Annotated in this window: 11 protein-coding genes, 1 tRNA gene and 1 other RNA gene; 9 read left to right on the forward strand and 4 right to left on the reverse strand. The window is 70.4% G+C overall.

The genetic code is table 11. From position 1 onward, the window contains the following. Window positions 1-445: 445 nt before the first annotated feature. From ACWEOZ_RS11940 to ACWEOZ_RS11950, 3 genes are all read right to left on the reverse strand, one after another. On the reverse strand, window positions 446-1,432 hold the full coding sequence (locus ACWEOZ_RS11940) for a DUF3800 domain-containing protein (protein WP_451910727.1): 987 nt from the start codon (window positions 1,430-1,432) through the stop codon (window positions 446-448). A 53-nt stretch (window positions 1,433-1,485) separates the two neighbouring features. Continuing rightward, the gene (locus ACWEOZ_RS11945) at window positions 1,486-3,135 is read right to left on the reverse strand and encodes a glycosyltransferase family 39 protein (RefSeq protein ID WP_451910728.1); all 1,650 of its coding nucleotides are present in this window, start codon (window positions 3,133-3,135) and stop codon (window positions 1,486-1,488) included. A 210-nt stretch (window positions 3,136-3,345) separates the two neighbouring features. Beyond that, window positions 3,346-3,433: transfer RNA gene (locus tag ACWEOZ_RS11950), tRNA-Ser, on the reverse strand. Window positions 3,434-3,512: 79 nt separating this feature from the next. On the opposite strand from ACWEOZ_RS11950, the gene ffs reads away from it, so the two are divergent. The 9 genes from ffs (at window position 3,513) to ACWEOZ_RS11995 (ending at window position 14,316) form a co-directional block, all read left to right on the forward strand. Then, window positions 3,513-3,608: signal recognition particle sRNA small type (gene ffs, locus ACWEOZ_RS11955), an RNA gene on the forward strand. A gap of 68 nt (window positions 3,609-3,676) precedes the next feature. Next, a complete protein-coding gene (locus ACWEOZ_RS11960; RefSeq protein ID WP_451910729.1) occupies window positions 3,677-7,336 on the forward strand; it encodes a DNA polymerase III subunit gamma and tau in 3,660 nt (1,219 codons plus the stop codon). A 95-nt stretch (window positions 7,337-7,431) separates the two neighbouring features. Next, on the forward strand, window positions 7,432-7,740 hold the full coding sequence (locus tag ACWEOZ_RS11965) for a YbaB/EbfC family nucleoid-associated protein (protein ID WP_239130031.1): 309 nt from the start codon (window positions 7,432-7,434) through the stop codon (window positions 7,738-7,740). Window positions 7,741-7,744: 4 nt separating this feature from the next. Next, window positions 7,745-8,338 carry a recombination mediator RecR gene (recR, locus tag ACWEOZ_RS11970; protein ID WP_360546216.1) on the forward strand — a complete coding sequence of 198 codons (594 nt, stop codon included), beginning with the start codon at window positions 7,745-7,747 and terminating at the stop codon, window positions 8,336-8,338. A gap of 147 nt (window positions 8,339-8,485) precedes the next feature. Continuing rightward, window positions 8,486-10,165 (forward strand): ABC transporter substrate-binding protein, encoded by a 1,680-nt coding sequence (locus tag ACWEOZ_RS11975; RefSeq protein WP_451910730.1) that lies wholly within the window; start codon window positions 8,486-8,488, stop codon window positions 10,163-10,165. A 91-nt stretch (window positions 10,166-10,256) separates the two neighbouring features. Beyond that, on the forward strand, window positions 10,257-11,264 hold the full coding sequence (locus ACWEOZ_RS11980; RefSeq protein ID WP_451910731.1) for an ABC transporter permease: 1,008 nt from the start codon (window positions 10,257-10,259) through the stop codon (window positions 11,262-11,264). 14 nt (window positions 11,265-11,278) lie between these two features. Further along, the gene (locus ACWEOZ_RS11985) at window positions 11,279-12,220 is read left to right on the forward strand and encodes an ABC transporter permease (RefSeq protein WP_451910771.1); all 942 of its coding nucleotides are present in this window, start codon (window positions 11,279-11,281) and stop codon (window positions 12,218-12,220) included. 6 nt (window positions 12,221-12,226) lie between these two features. Further along, window positions 12,227-13,210 (forward strand): ABC transporter ATP-binding protein, encoded by a 984-nt coding sequence (locus ACWEOZ_RS11990; RefSeq protein ID WP_451910732.1) that lies wholly within the window; start codon window positions 12,227-12,229, stop codon window positions 13,208-13,210. After that, window positions 13,207-14,316 carry an ABC transporter ATP-binding protein gene (locus ACWEOZ_RS11995; RefSeq protein WP_451910733.1) on the forward strand — a complete coding sequence of 370 codons (1,110 nt, stop codon included), beginning with the start codon at window positions 13,207-13,209 and terminating at the stop codon, window positions 14,314-14,316. Before ACWEOZ_RS11990 ends, ACWEOZ_RS11995 begins: the two co-directional genes overlap by 4 nt. Here ACWEOZ_RS11995 and ACWEOZ_RS12000 read toward each other — a convergent pair. Continuing rightward, complete coding sequence (locus ACWEOZ_RS12000; protein ID WP_451910734.1) at window positions 14,313-15,923, reverse strand: beta-N-acetylhexosaminidase; 1,611 nt, start codon at window positions 15,921-15,923, stop codon at window positions 14,313-14,315. The genes ACWEOZ_RS11995 and ACWEOZ_RS12000 overlap by 4 nt on opposite strands. Window positions 15,924-15,930: the final 7 nt, after the last annotated feature.

Consider the following 15,930-nt stretch of genomic DNA (forward strand, 5'->3'; position numbering starts at 1 on the left):
TGGCCGGACCCCGGCGTCTTCCTCAAGAGGAAGGACTGTCATGGCAGGGAGCGAGGACGTGCGACATTCCCGCCGGACGACCGGCGGTCTGAGACTTTGCGTTATCCCCGTTCCGAGACCCGCCGCACGGGTCCGGCGTGCCACGCTAACAGCGGGGTCAGGCGCAGAGGAAGAGCCATTCACATGTTTCGCTACTCATCCAAAAGGCCAGTGAGGCGTTCCGGGTAACGGTCTGAACACGTCAAGTAGTCGCTACTCGTGGTCGAGTGTGGACACGCCTAGATCCGTTGTGAAGCAACGAAAGGCGCAGAGCCCCGGACCGTCGCACAGTCGATCCCGGCGCATATATCGCTCTCCGGCGTGATGAACCGGAAAGAAGCGCGAGCCGAATTGAGCCGATCGTCACCGACATTTGCCCGGCGCAATACCGGGACGGCCACCCGTTTCATGGCGGGCCATCACGCAGTGAAGTCGGTGAGAGGAACGGCTGAAGTGGGCCGTCGCCGGCCGTCCCCGGCAGCCGCCGGGCCACCCCGGCGAGAAGGTCGGCGACCTGCACCCGAGGATCATCCCGGGAGTCCACAGTGACCAGCCCGGCCAGCGGCGACACCCGGCCCGGCGGCAACCCGGCCTCCTCGGCCAGCAATCGCTGCAGCTGCCGCAACCGTCCGGCGGTGAGGGCGCTCTGCTCGTCGTGGATCACCAGCACCTGCCGCCGCCCGCCGCTCCAGAACAGCACGGTCTCGGCCAGCGCGGGCAGCATCGGCTCCAGCGGCGGCGGTATCGACCGGTCAGCAGCGAAGAGCCGATCCACGACCGCCTGCACGCGCGCCCGGCTGATTCCTTCGAGTCCGTCCGGCCCCAGATCGTCGCGCGCCCGGAAGAACTCGGCGAACGCTTCCGGATCGGGGCGGTGCCGTCGCTTGAGCCGTACCAGCTCGACGAACGCAGCGAGAAAGACGCCCCACGCGTCCCCGGCCGACCGCCCGGCCCGGTACAGGCGGGAAGCCGCCGGCCGGTTCTGCCGGGTGAGCCGGGTGCCCGCCGCGTAGGAAGGTTCCTCCAGGAAGAAGTCGACGATCCGGGTGACGAGAAAGAACTCCTTGTCGACCAGCTGAACGTGCGCCCGGCCACGCAGCTCGGTGAGGAACCACTCCAGCGCCTCGCCCGCCTGCGGACTCCGCAGGAACTGTCCCGACTTGAACTCGTACGGCGAATACCGGAACCCGGACCGCAACGCCGAGATCAACCCGACCGCCTCATCGACGCTCAGGTCGACACTGGCATGCGTGATCACCGGGGTGGTGGGATCGAGCAGGTTGCTGCCGGAGAAGCCGGACTCGTCACAGGCGATCTCCACGACGGGGCCGGACCCGGTGTCGACCGGCGGCAGGCCGCCCTGCAGCGGCAACCACACCCGGTCCCTCGCCATGGCGACCATGCTCGCCCGCCCGCCCCGATCCGACCACCGAATTCACTGGACGGTCATGGCTGTGGGCAGTCGGCCGCAGGTTCCCAGATCTCGTAACCGGCCAGGTGCCACCATCTCTGCCAGTGGCAGGTCGAGCGGGCCAGGGCGGTGTTGCGGGGGTCGCCGGAGCGGAAGACGTAGGCCGCTCGAGGGTCGGCCCGCACCTCGGTCCGGTAGGGCAGGTAGCGGTCGAACCCCGGACGGAGGCCGTTGACGGCATCGCCGAACAGGACAGCGCAGACGATCCGCTCCCCGCTGATGAAGGTCAACCGGTTGCAATCGAGGTAGCCGCTGTAGATATGAGTCACACCTTCGCCGAGCAGAGCATCGATCAGCTGTCGGCTGTCAGCCTCGCCGGGGCCCCGGGCGGAGTCCCGGTACGCCTGCACAGTGCCGAGAGCCAGCGTGATCGCGACGAACCCGAGCGCGGCAGCCCGGAGCGGACCACCGACTCTGGGCGCCACGGAGCGCAGGCCCCACAAGGAGGCGATGACGGCCGGCGTGGCGACGAGGACACCGATGATGTAGCGGAAGTTGTTGGCCGGAGCGACACCGGGTGTGGAACCGGCCGCGAAAGCCGCGACGGTCAGACCAGCTGCGGTGAGCATCGCCAACCGGCTGTACACCTGCGCGCTTCGCTCCTCCGGCGCGCAGCGGCGCAGAGCGCGGACGCAGGCAGCCACTCCCGCGGCCCACAGCACGATCAGGGCGATCCCCCACAGCGTGGCCACGGCGTCGTCCGTCGGCGGACGCCAGCTTCCGGAGAAACCGAAGGGCCAGGCCGGCCGGGCGTACGGGTGGGCGACAGCCGAGCCTCCGCTGACATAGGCGAGGCTGGTCGTCACCGTGTTGGTCACCTGGCTGGCCAGCCCGGCCGATTTCCCGCCGTTGAGCCCGGTGCCACCCATCAGGTAGATGTTCACCACGCCGACCACCCCGCCGTCCCGCCACGGGTGGGTGAAGTCGTGCAGAAGCCACGGCACGGCACCCGCGAGCAGACCACCGCCGAGCGCCCCCAGCCCGCCTCGCGGTGCAGTAGCCCGCCGCCGGACGGTCATCCAGACCAGCACTGCCGAGGTGAGCACGAACGGGGCCGTCAGCATGGTGCTCCACAGCCCGAGCGTGGCGGTGACGCCCCAGCCGGCCAGCCGCCACCGCTGCGCGGCCGCGTGCCCCGGGTCGTCCGACGTGGCCAGCAGCCGGTGGCCGAGCATGAGCAGCAGCGTGCCGGCGAGGAGGGTCTCGGGGATCGCGCCCTGGGCCACCAGCTCGTGGCCGTACAACTCCCGTGACCCGAGCGCCAGCAGTGCGACCGACACCAGCGCCACCGCTGTGCCGTACAGGCGCCGGGCCAGCACGTACATCGCGACGAGGAAGAGCAGGAACAACAGCAGCATCGAGATGCGCAGCCCGGCCAGCGACGGGCCGAACACCCGGAACACCGCGGCGGAGAGATAGGCCTCCGCGGTGCCCATGTACGACTGGCCGTACATGAAGCTCGGGAAGTGGCGGCCCTCGGCGATGTGCATCGCCATCAGGCCCATCGTGCCCTCGTCGCTGTTGCTCGCCGGCCACTCCCGAATCAGCAGACCGACCCGGACGGCAGCCGCGACGACCAGCAGCAGGACCAGAGAAAGCGATGGCGACCAGCGGACCTTCAGCAAGACAGCGCCCGCTTCTCATCGAGCCGCTCGTCGGTCATCGGGCCTCCCCCGGGGTGGGCGGCCAGTTCGCGGAACCGGGCCTGGGCCGGTCCCCTGTCCGGCAGTACGAGCATCGTGACAGCCGAGATCAACTCGGGTGTGACAAAGGGAGCACTCAAGGCGGAAGGCCGGTCCCGACGGGACCGGCCTTCGACGTCTGCCTGCTGCGGCTGGCGGAGGATACGAGATTCGAACTCGTGAGGGTTTTATCCCAACACGCTTTCCAAGCGTGCGCCCTAGGCCACTAGGCGAATCCTCCGTCGGACAGAATACAGGCCCGCCGAGCCGGGTTGCGCGGGAGGGCCGCGCGGCGCCTTCCCCGGGCCAGGTACTCTGTCCGCAGCCCCTCGTGCGGCGTCATCTTGTGAACCTCCCCAGGGCCGGAAGGCAGCAAGGATAAGCGAGCTCTGACGGGTGCACGGGGGGTCCTTTCGTTCCCCGGGGTTTGTTGTTGTCACACCCTCGACGGAGAATGGCGCGGTCGTCGCAGGAGGTGGCAGGAGTGGCACTCGCCCTCTACCGCAAGTACCGGCCCCGGACCTTCGCCGAGGTCATCGGGCAGGAGCACGTCACCGAGCCGTTGTCGCAGGCACTGCGCAGCGGCCGGCTGCATCACGCCTATCTGTTCTCCGGGCCGCGCGGCTGTGGCAAGACGTCCAGCGCGCGCATCCTCGCCCGCTCGCTCAACTGCGAGCAGGGCCCGACCCCGGAGCCGTGCGGGGTCTGCGCCTCGTGCCGGTCGCTGGCCAACGACGGCACCGGGTCGATCGACGTCATCGAGATCGACGCGGCCAGCCACGGTGGTGTCGACGACGCCCGTGACCTGCGGGAAAAGGCGTTCTTCGCCCCCGCCAGCAGCCGCTACAAGATCTACGTCATCGACGAGGCGCACATGGTCTCGTCGGCCGGCTTCAACGCGCTGCTCAAGCTCGTCGAAGAGCCGCCGGACTACGTGAAGTTCATCTTCGCCACGACCGAGCCGGAAAAAGTCCTCGGCACGATCCGTTCGCGCACCCACCACTACCCGTTCCGGCTGATCCCGCCGGCGGTGCTCCGGCCGTACCTCCAGCAGCTCACCGAGGCCGAGGGCGTGCACGTCGACCCGGCCGTGCTGCCGCTGGTCGTGCGAGCCGGCGGCGGCAGCGCCCGGGACACCCTGTCGGTGCTCGACCAGCTCATCTCCGGCGCCGGCCCCGAGGGGGTCAGCTACCCACGGGCGGTCTCGCTGCTCGGCGTGACGGACGTGGCGCTCATCGACGAGATGTGCGACGCGCTTGCGGCTGGTGACGGCGCGGCGGCGTACCAGACCATCGACCGCGTGGCCGAAGCCGGCCACGACCCCCGGCGCTTCGCCTCCGACCTGCTCGAACGCTTCCGCGACCTGATCGTGCTGCAGCAGGTGCCGGACGCGGTCAGCAAGGGCCTGATCGACGGCCCGGCCGACCAGCTCGAGCAGATGGGCGCGCAGGCGACCCGGCTCGGCCCGGCGACGCTGTCCCGCTGCGCCGACATCGTGCACAACGGCCTGGTCGAGATGCGCGGCACGACCGCGCCGCGGCTGCTCCTCGAGCTGATCACGGCCCGCATGCTGCTGCCGGGCGCGGACGACGCGAACAACGCGCTCCTCCAGCGTCTGGAGCGGATGGAGCGGCGTCTGACGCTGACCACCGATGAGGTACGCCCGGAGCCTGCCACCGCAGCGCAGTCCCCGTCTCCGTCCCCGGCGCCGGCGGGCGGGGGTGGGGGCATCTCCGCTGCTCGTGCCGCTGCTGCGGCAGCTGGTCGGCGGGCACCGGCAGGGGGCGTCCCGGGGCCTGCGTCGTCCGGGTCGGCTGTCGGGGCCGCTGCGCCGGTTTCGTCGGCTGGGGTGGGTTCCGCTGCTCCGGTGTCGGTGGTGCCTGGGGCGGCCTCGCCGGTTTCCGCGGCCGGGCCGTCTGCGGCCGGGCCAGTTTCGGCCGCTGGGCCGTCTGCGGCCGGGCCAGTTTCGGCCGCTGGGCCGTCCGCGGCCGCGTCAGTTTCCGCCGCTGGGTCGTCGGCGGCTGGGCCGGTTTCCGGTACACCAGTCTCTGGCGGAGCGTCTGTGGCTGGGCCGGTGTCCGGTGCGCCCGCTGCTGGAGCGGCCTCCCCGGTTGCCGGTGAGCCGGATCTCGGGCCTCCGTGGGACACGGAGCCTGAGCCTGATCCAGGGCCGCCCTGGGAGACGGAACCGGACGTGGAGCCGCCATGGGCGACTGAGCCCGGGTCGGCCGTTTCAGCGGGGAGCCCGGGGTCTCCGGCCGCGCCGGTCTCCGCCGGTGGGAGGCCCGCTGCGAGCACTTCCGCGCGGACCGACTCCGGCGCGTCCTCGGTTTCCGCCGCCCCCACTTCCGGGACGCCGGTCTCGACAAACCCCGTCTCGGGCGGTTCGGTCCCTCCGGGTGCCGGGCCGGCCGCACCCGCCTCGGGCGCTCCTGCCCCGACGGGCCCTGTCCTGGGCAGCCCGAACGGCGGTCCGAACGGCGGCCCGGCCGGTCGCCGGCCCGAGCCCGCCGGTCTCATGCCCGACGCGCCGGAAGAGCCCGGCTACGCCCCGCAGGCCGAGGTCCCCGGGCAGCTGTCGGCCGCGGCGATCCGCGAGGTCTGGCCCGAGATCATGACGGCGGTCAGCCGCAAGAGCAAAAAGATCGCCGCCCTCGCCCAGGGCGCGACCGTGCGTGACCTCGAGGGCCAGACCGTCGTCCTGACCTTCCGCTTCCCCGCGCACGCCAAGATGGTCGCCGCGGAACCGACGCTGATCTCCGACGCCCTGTATGAGGCACTCGGCGGCCGGTGGCAGATCCGCTGTGACGTAGCCGGTGAGAGCGGTCCGTCGCCGGGTTCGGGCGGTTCCGCCCCGGTGGGTCCGCGCGGTGGCCCGGCCGGTCCCGCTCAGCGTTCTCCGCAGGCCCAGGACGGTCCGCCTCGCCAGGAGACGGTTCGCGCCGCACCGACCACCGGAGGGGCTCCGGCGCGGCAGCGGGACCCCGCCCCGCGCGCTTCGGCGACAGTCGCGAGCGACGCCGGCGACGAGTGGCCGGAGCCGGCCCGTCCCGGAGGACTCGCCACCGCAGTCGCCACCCAGGTCGCGGCACCCGTGGTCGAAGACGAGGACTGGCCGGAGCCGGCCCGGCCCGGTGGCGCCGCGATCGCCGGCCGGTCCGGCGGGCCGGGTTTCGCGGACCCGAGCGTCGGTCAGACCACCCCACTCGGTGACGAATTCGACGGTCCGGGTGGCGGCCAGGGTTTCGGCGGCCAAGGAGGCGCTCCGGCCAGCGGCCAAGGCAACGGCCTGGGCAACGGCCAAGGTGGCTCGGGCGGCGGCCCAGGCGGCGGCCCAGGCGGCGGCCTGAGTGGCGGCCCGGGCGGCGGCCTGAGTGGCGGCCCAGGCGGTGGCCTGAGCGGCGGCTCGGGCGGTGGCCTGAGCGGCGGCCAGGGCGGTGGCCGAGGACCCGGCCTGGGCGGTGGCCCGGGTGGTGGCCAAGGACCCGCCCTGGGCGGTGGCCCGAGCGGTGGCCAAGGAGCTGGCCTGAGCGGCGGCCCAGGCGGTGGCCTGAGTGGCGGCCCGGGCGGTAGCCCGAGCAGTGGCCCAGGCGGTAGCCCGAGCGGCGGTCAAGGAACCGGTGGCCCGGGCAACACCGCCCCTGGCAGCACCATCCCGAGCAACCGCGCCGTCTCGGGCACTCCGAGCCCGAACACCACCGACGACCGTGCCCGCTCATCCGACCAGCCCGGCACAGCAGCGGAGAGATCCCGCAACAGCGCACCGACAGCCGCCGCAGCCCCGGTGACCAGCGGACGACCGCCGTCCAGCGGTCTGGCCGCGGCCCGGGCCGCAGCCGCCGGCGCCGGCCGCGGCACCAACGCGGCCTCACCGGCCAGGACCGGCCCCTGGTCCGACGGCTCACCGACCGAGGAAGCGCCCTACGACCCGGAGTACGACGGCCCGCCCCGCCCCGACACCGCCCGGCCCAACGGCAGCGGCGGCCCAGCGAAGGGCGGCGGCCCCGCGTTCGAGGGCTTCGACCCCGGCGACGAGCCGCTCGATGACGTGATCGATGAGAAGACCGCCCGGCAGAGCAGTGAGCAGCAGGCCGTACAGCTGCTCCGGGATGCCCTCGGGGCGGAGAAGATCAGCGAGTCCTGACCCGGTTCCGGGCCGCGCGTGCGGGGCACTGGACAATGGTCGGGACTACCCCCGTTTTAAGGAGCTATGCGATGCGCCCCGGTGGACAGCCGAACATGCAGCAGATCATGAAGCAGGCGCAGAAGATGCAGCAGCAGGTCGCGCAGGCGCAGGCCGAGCTGGCCGAGGCCGAGGTCACCGGTACGGCCGGCGGTGGCCTGGTCACCGTGGTCGTCACCGGGCTGGGCGAGTTCAAGTCCATCAAGATCGACCCGAAGGCGGTCGACCCCGAGGACGTCGAGACGCTGGAGGATCTGGTGCTCGCCGCCATCCACAACGGGTCCGAGGCGGTGCGGGAGCTGACCGAGCAGAAGATGGGTCCGGCCACCGGCGGCCTGGGCGGCCTGTCCCTCCCGGGATTCTGAGCCTGTGTACGAGGGCGCCATCCAGGACCTGATCGACGAGCTGGGCCGCCTGCCGGGTGTGGGCCCGAAGAGCGCCCAGCGGATCGCTTTCCACGTCCTGTCCGCCGATCCCGCCGACGTGAACCGGCTGGCCAGCTCCCTGCGCAAGGTGAAGGAGCTGGTCCGCTTCTGCACGACCTGCTTCAACGTCGCCGAGTCGGAGCAGTGCCGGGTCTGCCGCGACACCCGTCGCAGCAACGAGGTCATCTGCGTCGTGGAGGAGCCCAAGGACGTCGTCGCGATCGAGCGGACCGGTGAGTTCCGCGGTCGGTATCACGTCCTGGGTGGCGCCATCAATCCGCTGGAGGGCATCGGGCCCGACAACCTGCGGATCCGGGAGCTGCTGATCCGGCTCGGCACCGGCGAGGTCAAGGAGCTGATCCTGGCCACCGATCCGAACACCGAGGGTGAGGCCACGGCCACCTATCTCGCGATCATGGTGAAGCCGATGGGCATCGCGGTCACCCGGCTGGCCAGCGGGCTGCCGGTCGGCGGCGACCTCGAGTACGCCGACGAGATCACCCTGGGTCGTGCGTTCGAGGGACGTCGCGCCGTCTGACCGTGTGTCGTGACCTCGTTCCGCAGACTGGGAAAAGACACGATCCGATACCAACCCACGATGTGTTCGCTATGAGCGGTTAGGGTCGCGCCAACGGTGACCAATGGTCACCGCGTTTGTCCGTACCCACAGGACGAGGTGAACACGATGCGTGCATCGAGGATGCAGGCGAAGAGGCTCCGGACGGTCATCACCGCCGGTGTCATTGCGGCTCTGACGATCGGTGCTGCCGGCTGCGCCGACAGCGACCGCGACAGCGGTGGCGACGAAGGCAAGGCCGCTACCGGCGGTACCTTCATCTTCGCGGGCGCCGGAGACCCGAAGAACTTCGACCCGATCTTCAACGATGATGGGGAGTCGTTCCGGCCGATCCGGCAGATGTACGACACCCTGATCGAACATAAGCCCGGCACCGCTGAGCTGCAGGGCGGTCTGGCCGAGAGCTGGAGCAACGACCCGACCGGCAAGATCTGGACGTTCAAGCTGCGGCAGGGCGTCAAGTTCCACGACGGCAGCGCGCTCGACGCCGCTGCGGTCTGCGCGAACTTCGACCGCTGGTACAACATGAAGGGCGATGCCGCCCAGTCCCAGATGATCTACTACGCCGACGTGTTCGGCGGCTTCGCCGGCAACCCGGACGCCGTCTACGACAACTGCAAGGCGCAGGACGCCAACACCGCGGTCGTGACGATGAAGAAGTACAAGGGCGCCTTCCCGGGCGCGTTCGCGCTCACCGCGTTCTCCATCGCGAGCCCGACCGCGATGAAGCAGTACGACTCCGACAAGGTGACGCAGAACGGCGACTCCTTCGCGTACAGCGCGTTCGCGACCGAGCACCCGACCGGCACCGGCGCGTTCACGTACGGCGGCTGGAACAAGGCCACCGGCGAGATCACGCTGAACAAGAACCCCGACTACTGGGGCGAGAAGGCCAAGGTCGACAAGATGATCATCAAGGTCATCAAGGACGAGAACACCCGGAAGCAGGAGCTGCGCGCCGGCACGGTGCAGGCGATCGACTTCCCGGCCCCGGCCGACCGCAAGGCGCTCGCGGGCGAGGGCTACAAGGTGCTCGACCGGCCCGCCTTCAACATCCTCTACCTGGGCATCAACCAGAAGAACCCGAAGCTGAAGGATCTGCGGGTCCGCCAGGCGATCGCGTACGCGATCAACCGCGCGCAGCTGGTGCAGACCAAGGGCCCGGGCGGCGCCACGGTGGCCGACGAGTTCATGCCGAACACGGTTCTCGGTTACGCCCCGGACGTGCAGAAGTACGACTACAACCTCGAGAAGGCCAAGCAGCTGCTGAGCGAGGCCGGCGCGACCGGTCTGACGCTCAACTTCTACTACCCGACCGAGGTCTCCCGGCCGTACATGCCGAACCCGCAGGAGATCTTCACCGTCCTGGCGAACGACCTGCAGGCTGCCGGCATCAAGGTCAACGGTGTCCCGCGGCCGTGGAACGGCGGCTTCAAGGACGACGTGCAGCAGTTCGGCAAGCAGGACCTGCACATCCTCGGCTGGACCGGCGACTACAACGACCCGGGCAACTTCGTCGGCACGTTCTTCGGCCGGGAGAAGGCCGAGTTCGGTGACGCGGCGATGACCGACATGTTCACCGCCATCGGCAAGGCCGACGCGACCGTCGACATGGCGGCCAAGAAGACCGCGTGGGAGCAGGTCAACCGCGACCTCGCCACCAAGTGGCTGCCGGCCGTCCCGCTCTGGCACGCCCCGCCGGCGCTGGTCACGACGAAGAACGTCGCGGGTCTGGTGCCGAGTCCTCTCACCAACGAGGAATTCAACACCGTCACGCTGACCAAGTAGTCCGTAGCACCAGGCACCGCCGCGGCCCGGACCGGGATGATCTCCCGGTCCGGGCCGTCCGGCGCGATTCTGACAGGATGCGTCATTCCTTATGGTGAGAGTCATCTTGCGCCGCCTGCTCCAGCTGGTCGTCACCCTCATTGCCCTGACCACCCTGGTTTTCTTCTGGCTGCGCAGCCTTCCTGGCGGGCCTGTCGACGCGTTGCTGGGCGAACGCGCGACCCCGCAGACCCGCGAGTTACTGACCCGGGCCCTCGGCTATGACCAGCCGATCTGGACGCAGTACGGCCGCTTCGTCAAAAACGTGGTGACCGGTAATTTCGGGAACTCCATCCGCACCGGCGAGCCGGTGATGGACGTGATCAGCCGGTCCTTCCCGGCGACCATCGAGCTGGCGATCGCGGCGATCATCATCGCGATCGGGCTGGGCATCCCGCTGGGCTACATCGCGGCCCGGTACCGCGGGCGGTTGCTGGACAACGCCACCATCATCGTCACGCTGATCGGCATCTCGATCCCGATCTTCTTCCTGGGTTACCTGCTCAAGGACGTGCTGACCCAGAACATCCACATCTTCCCGCCGTCCGGCCGGATCACCACCGGCATGGACAACACGGACGTGACCGGCTTCTTCGTCCTGGACGGGCTGCTCACCCGGGAGTTCGACGCCTCCGCCGACGCCCTCTGGCACCTGGTGCTGCCGGCCCTCACCCTGGCCACGATCCCGCTGGCGATCATCATCCGGATCACCCGGGCCAGCGTGCTGGACGTCCTGGACGAGGACTACATCCGTACCGCGGACGCCAAGGGCCTGCGCAACACGACCATCCGCAAGCGGCACGTGCTGCGCAACGCGCTGCTGCCGGTGGTCACCACCATCGGCCTGCAGGCCGGTGCCCTGCTGGCCGGCGCGGTGCTGACCGAGAAGGTCTACAACTGGGGCGGTCTCGGCACCCTGATCACCGACTCGATCAGCGGCGGCCGCGACTACCCCGTGCTGCAGGCGTTGATCCTGCTCGCCGCAGTCGTCTTCATCGTGGTCAACCTGCTGGTCGACCTCTCGTACGCCGTCATCGACCCGAGGGTGCGTGTGCAGTGAGCGGAACCGGAGGATTGGCGACGCTCGCCGACCACAAGCGCCGCCGGATCGAAGAGCTGACCGCGAAGACATCCGAGGCCGGTGGGGTCAGCCTGATCCGCGACGCCGGCCGCCGGCTGCTGCGCAACCCCACCGCCGTGGTGGGCGCGATCATCATCCTGCTGTTCCTGATCATCGCGATCTTCGCGCCGCTGGTGGCCCCGCACGACCCCGTGCAGCGGTTCCCGGAGCTGACCAAGGACCTGACCGTCGACACGATCCCGGGCGCCACTGCCGGGCATCCGCTGGGCAGTGACCCGCTGGGCCGCGACTTCGCGTCTCGGATGATCTACGGCGCCCGGCAGACGCTGTTCGTCGGCGTCCTGGCCACGTTCATCGGCCTGGCGCTCGGTGTCCTGCTGGGTGCGATCGCCGGCGCCGTCGGGGGCTGGGTCGACGTGCTGATCATGCGGCTCACCGACGTCATGCTGGCCCTGCCCAGCCTGCTGCTGGCGATCACGCTGGTCGCCCTGGCCAGCCGGTCCACCCAATGGACGGTGATCATCGCCGTGGCGGTGGTGAACGTGCCGATCTTCGCCCGGCTGCTGCGCGGGTCGATGCTGGCGCAACGGGAGAGCGACCATGTGCTCGCCGCCCGCGCGCTGGGCGTGCGGCGGCGCGACATCGTGCTGCGGCACATGCTGCCGAACTCGCTCACCGCGGTCATCGTGCAGGCCACGCTGACCTTCGCGGTGGCGATCCTGGACGCGGCCGCGCTGTCGTTCCTGGGCCTCGGCGACCCGGACATCAACCGGGCCGAGTGGGGCCTGATGCTGGGCGTGGACGGCGTACGGTATTTCGAGGTCCGCCCCGAGCTGGCCTATCTCCCGGCCCTGGCGATCATTTTTGTGGCCCTCGGCTTCACCTTGCTCGGCGAGAGCATGCGCGAGGCGCTCGACCCGAAGAACCGGCGGTGATCAGTCATGCCATTGCTCGACGTTCGTGATCTGTCGGTCGTCTTCCAGCGCAAGGGCGCCAAGCCCTTCACCGCGGTGGACGGCGTCAGCTTCACCGTGGAACCCGGCCAGACGGTCGGGCTGGTCGGCGAGTCCGGCTGCGGCAAGTCGGTGACCAGCCTGGCGATCATGGGTCTGCTGCCGCGCCGCGGCAACAAGGTCACCGGTGAGGTCCGCTTCGAGGACACCGACCTGCTCCAGCTGCGCCCGCAGGAGCTGCGGGACCGCCGCGGCCGGGACATCGGCATGATCTTCCAGGACCCGCTGTCCTCGCTGAACCCGGTGCTCCCGCTCGGCCTGCAGGTGGCCGAGGTGCTGGAACGCCACCAGGGCCGGACCCGGCAGGCGGCGCTGCGCGAGGCCCGGGGACTGCTCGACGCGGTCGGCATCCCGGACCCGATGCGGCGGCTCAAGGAGTTCCCGCACCAGCTCTCCGGCGGTATGCGGCAGCGGGCGCTGATCGCCATCGCGCTGGCCTGCAAGCCGCGCCTGCTGATCGCCGACGAGCCGACGACGGCCCTGGATGTGACCATCCAGGCCCAGATCCTGACGCTGCTCAAGCAGCTGGTGGAGGATTCCGGTACGGCGCTGGTGATGATCACCCACGACCTCGGGGTGGTGGCCGGTCTCTGTGACACGGTCAACGTCCTGTACGCCGGCAAGGTGGTCGAGCGGGCCGAGCGGCACGACCTGTTCGCGGAGCCACGGCACCCGTACACGCACGGGTTGTTGCAGTCGGTGCCGCGGCTGGATCTCGACCGCGGTGGGCGGCTGCACCAGATCCGGGGCTCGGTCAGCGACAACATCCCCTGGTCGGAGGGCTGTGCCTTCGCACCACGCTGCGACCGGGTGATCGACGCCTGCATCGGCGAGACGGTGCCCCTCGAGCCCACCTTCCGCGGCGGCGCGCTGCGGTGCACGAACCCCGTACCGCAGGAGGTGCCGGTGTGAGCGACGCACTCGTGGAGATCGACGACCTCAAGGTCCACTTCCCGATCAAGAGCGGACTGCTCTTCGACCGTACGGTGGGTCATGTCTACGCCGTCGACGGTGTCTCCCTGAAGGTCAAGCGGGGTGAGACCTACGGCCTGGTCGGCGAGTCCGGCTGCGGCAAGTCGACGCTGGGCCGCGGCCTGCTCCGGCTGGTCGAGCCGACCAGCGGCGGGATCACCTTCGACGGCACCGACGTGCGCTCGCTCAAGGGCGAGCAGATGCGGCTGTTCCGGCGCCGCATCCAGATGGTGTTCCAGGACCCGCTGTCCAGCCTGGACCCGCGGCAGTCGGTGGAGTCCCTGCTCGTCGAGGGGCTCAAGGCGCACGGCCTGCACAAGGACAAGACCGACGTGCAGAAGCGGCTGAAGTCGACCCTGGACTCGGTCGGCCTGCCGGCCTCGGCGCTGAACAAGTACCCGCACGAGTTCTCCGGCGGGCAGCGGCAGCGGATCGGCATCGCCCGGGCCCTGGTGCTCGGCCCCGAGCTGATCGTGGCCGACGAGCCGGTGTCCGCGCTGGACGTGTCGATCCAGGCGCAGGTGGTCAACCTGCTCGGCGACCTGCAGGACTCGCTGGGGCTGACCTACCTGGTGATCGCCCACGACCTGGCCGTGGTCCGGCACATCTCCGACACCATCGGCGTGATGTATCTGGGCTCACTGGTCGAGGAGGCGGACGGCGACCAGCTGTACGACCGGCCGCTGCACCCGTACACCAAGGCTTTGATGTCGGCCGTGCCGGTCCCCGACCCGCAGGTGGAGGACCGGCGGGAGCGGATCCTGCTGGCCGGCGACCTGCCGTCGCCGGCCAACCCGCCCAGCGGCTGCCGGTTCCACACCCGCTGCCCGTGGGCGCAGCCGACCCGCTGCGCCAGCGAACGCCCGGAGCTGCGGGTGTTCGACGACTCCGGCCAGCGGGTGGCCTGCCACTACGCCGAGGAGATCCTCAGCGGACAGCTCAAGATGCACGAGGTACGCGCGGAGATCGTCCGCCCGGAGTCGGACACCGCGCCCGACGTCGGCGCCGAGCTGATCCAGACCCGGACGGACCTGCCCGCGCCCTAACTCCAGTCGATCTGCGGCGAGGGATAGAAGTCGACGCCGCGTGCGGTCCATCGAGGGCCGTACGCGGCGAGCCGCTCGCGGAACGACGCCCAGTCGTGGGTGCTCTGCGGTGACCAGCCGAGTTCGGCGATCGCCGGCAGGCGGGGGAACGCCATGAACTCGATGTCGTCCAGGTCGCGCAGCGTCTCCGACCAGAGCGGCGCTTCCACGCCGAGGACCGCGGTGGCGGGCAGGCCGGTGAGATGGTTCGCCGGGTCCCAGTCGTACGCGGTGCGGACTTCGATGAAGCCGGCCCAGGACAGGCCCAGCGGCGTGTTCGCGTCGTACTTCTGGTCGATGTAGGCCTTGTTCGCCGGGGACATGACCACCTTGGTGCCCCGGGCGGCGGCGGCCACGACGGTCGGGTTGGTGGTCGCGGTGTCCCAGAACTGGGCCACGGCGTTCGCGGAGGCCGGCGACTTGGTGATCTCGTTCCAGCCGTACGCGATCTTGCCGTACTTGGTGACGAGCGGAAGCACGCGCTGCTGGAAGGTCAGGTAGTCGGCGTCGGTGGTGGCGTGGGCCTCGTCGCCGCCGATGTGCAGGTACGGCCCTGGCGTCAGCGCGGCGAGCTCACGGATGACGTCCTCCACGAACCGGTACGTCGTCTCGGAGCCGATGCACAGCGAGCTGTAGCCGACCGCGGTGTCCGTACGCGGCGGCGGAGCCACGCCGTCGCAGGTCAGCTCGGGATAGGCGACCTGGGCGGCGTTGACGTGCCCGGGCATGTCGATCTCGGGCACGATCGTCACGTGCCGGGCGGCCGCGTACCGGACCAGGTCCCGGTAGCCGGCCTTGGTCAGGTAACCGGGACCGGTGCCGTCGACGCCGGTGCCGGGGCCGCCGCCGACCGTGGTCAGCCGCGGCCAGCTGTCGATCTGGATGCGCCAGCCCTGGTCGTCCGCGAGGTGCAGGTGCAGATAATTGATCTTGAAGCGGCTGATCTCGTCGACGTACGCCTTGATCTCGTCCGGGGTGTGGAAGTGCCGCGCCACATCGAGCATCGCCCCCCGGTACGCGAACCGCGGGTGGTCCACGATGCTGCCGCCGGCCACGCTCCACGCCCGGCGCACGACGGTCCGGGACTCGATCTCCCTAGGCAGCAACTGGCGCAGCGTCTGCGTCCCGGCGAAGAGCCCGGCCGCCTTGTTGGCTCGGATGGTGACGCTCCGGCGGTCGACGCTGAGCCGGTAGCCCTCGTCCCCGAGCTGCGCGTCATCGGCGCCGAGCAGCAGCGAGATGGTCGGCAGCACGCGCGGGGCGGCCGGCAGGACGGGCAACGGGTAGCCGGTCGCCGGGCGCAGAGCACGGGCGAGCTGATCACCGACGGCCCGGGCCGCGGCCGAACCGGGCTGCGTGCGGATCACGGTGAGCGGCCCGAGCCGGAAATCCGCGCCGGCCACGGGCCGCACCTCGACGGGCGCGGGGATGACACTGCTCAGTGCCGGGACCGCGCCTGCCGCCGGGGCGGCCGAGGCGGCAATGGGCGGCGCGGCAGTGGGCAGCGCGGCAGTGGGCAGCCCGAGAGCTGCGACGATGAGCATGCGGGTCACGACAGGTCTGGCCACGACCCGA

The sequence above is a fragment of the Actinoplanes sp. NPDC004185 genome (genome assembly GCF_053603475.1).

Bases quoted from the DNA above. Each gene is read 5' to 3' on its own strand.
- ACWEOZ_RS11940 (WP_451910727.1), bottom strand. From the start codon at position 1,432: ATGGCGAGGGACCGGGTGTGGTTGCCGCTGCAGGGCGGCCTGCCGCCG.
- ACWEOZ_RS11965 (WP_239130031.1), top strand. From the start codon at position 7,432: ATGCAGCAGATCATGAAGCAGGCGCAGAAGATGCAGCAGCAGGTCGCG.
- ACWEOZ_RS11975 (WP_451910730.1), top strand. From the start codon at position 8,486: ATGCGTGCATCGAGGATGCAGGCGAAGAGGCTCCGGACGGTCATCACC.
- ACWEOZ_RS11980 (WP_451910731.1), top strand. From the start codon at position 10,257: ATGGTGAGAGTCATCTTGCGCCGCCTGCTCCAGCTGGTCGTCACCCTC.
- ACWEOZ_RS11990 (WP_451910732.1), top strand. From the start codon at position 12,227: ATGCCATTGCTCGACGTTCGTGATCTGTCGGTCGTCTTCCAGCGCAAG.